Origin of the sequence: Streptomyces sp. NPDC049915 (assembly GCF_040656475.1) — a bacterium.
Taxonomy (GTDB): Bacteria; Actinomycetota; Actinomycetes; order Streptomycetales; family Streptomycetaceae; genus Streptomyces.
In genome coordinates this window covers 1-1,476 of the sequence record NZ_JBFAMH010000080.1, presented here as the reverse complement: position 1 = coordinate 1,476, position 1,476 = coordinate 1, and the positions used below count along the sequence as shown (strand labels likewise).

Below are 1,476 nucleotides of genomic sequence, written 5' to 3'. Positions count from 1 at the left end.
CCTTCAGTTCTAGCGGTCCTCGCAACACTGCCTGGATCAGGTGGTGAGTAGATCACGCAGACGCTCGGCTGGTGTATCCCAGCCGAGCGTCTTGCGTGGGCGGCCGTTGAGTTCCTGAGCGACGTGTTCGAGGTCTTCGGGAGTGTGCAGGCTCAGATCGGTGCCCTTGGGGAAGTACTGGCGCAACAGGCCGTTGGTGTTCTCGTTGGAGCCGCGCTGCCAGGGGGATGCGGGATCGCAGAAGTAGACCGGCATCCCGGTGGCCATGGTGAACTGCTTGTGACCCGCCATCTCGGCTCCCTGGTCCCAGGTGAGGGAGCCCCGCAGATGCGGGGGAAGGGCCTGGATGGTGCGGACCAGGCCGTCGCGGACAGCCATGGCGTCGTGGGAGCTGCCGGGCAGGTGGACCAGCATGGTGTAGCGGGTGGTCCGCTCGACCAGGGTGGCGATTGCTGACCGGCCATGCGCGCCGACCATCAGGTCGCCCTCCCAGTGGCCTGGCACCGCCCGGTCCTCGATCTCGGCGGGACGGCTGCTGATCATCACCATCGGGTCGGTAAACCGAGGGGTCCGCCGGGCTGGGTCGCGTCGTGGCTTGCGGCGGGTGCGACCGGTGCGTATCGCTGCCTGGACTTCCCGTTTCAGGCCGCCTCGGGCCTGCAAATACAGCGCCTGATAGATCGTCTCCACGCTCACCCGCATGTTCTTGTCGTCTGGATGGCTCTTGGTCAGAGCGTGGCAGATCTGCTCCGGAGACCACCGCTTGCGCAGACCGTCCTGGACGAAGTTGCGCAGCGGGCTCTCACGCAGCAGCTTGCATTCCTTCGGACGGGGCCTGCGCGCGGCGGCGGCCCGGTGGGCCGCGTAGGGGTGGTAGCCGCTGGTTCCCGAGTGGTTCCGCAGCTCGCGCGAGATGGTGCTGGCTGGGCGCCCCAGGGCCCGGCCGATGGCTCGCAGCGACTGGCCGGCGGCGTGCAGGTCGCGTATTCGCTCCCGCTCGGTGAGCGACAGGAATCGCGGGTGCAGCTTCTTCTCAAGGGCCTTCAGGCTCACCGATGCCTTGGTGATCACACCGGACATCGTGACGGTTCCCGTCGTGTAGTTCACACGCCGACCGTCCGGGTAGAGCCGCCCGTTGTTGCTCTTGCGGACGCCGTTGTCCCAGTCCTTGGCCGTGCGCAGATTCACCCCGGCCTGCTGGGCGGCCTCACGGCGGGTGACACCCCGGGCCCGCAGCCTCTTGTACTCCTCACGCCGCGGATGCCCCAGGTGCCCGTATTTCATGCCGGCCTTGCGAGCCAGGGTGAACGCCGTGTTCAGGTTCAGCCCCAGCTCACGTGCCACGGGAGACACGCTTCCCACGGCATCCAACCGCTCAAGGAACCTCTGCTTCAACGCCGGATCGAGCCTCTTACCGCCCACGGTCCCCGCAACTCCCATCATCGTGAGTGTTGCGAGGACCGCTAGAACGGGCCG

Annotated in this window: 1 protein-coding gene; it reads right to left on the bottom strand. The window is 67.1% G+C overall.

The window, feature by feature from the left end; translation table 11 throughout:
• Positions 1 to 36: 36 nt before the first annotated feature.
• The gene (locus tag AB0J12_RS39615) at positions 37 to 1,080 is read right to left on the bottom strand and encodes an IS30 family transposase (RefSeq protein WP_363269660.1); all 1,044 of its coding nucleotides are present in this window, start codon (positions 1,078 to 1,080) and stop codon (positions 37 to 39) included.
• Positions 1,081 to 1,476: the final 396 nt, after the last annotated feature.

Excerpts from the sequence above, each read along its gene's own strand:
- AB0J12_RS39615 (WP_363269660.1), bottom strand. The coding sequence starts at position 1,080 with ATGTCCGGTGTGATCACCAAGGCATCGGTGAGCCTGAAGGCCCTTGAG.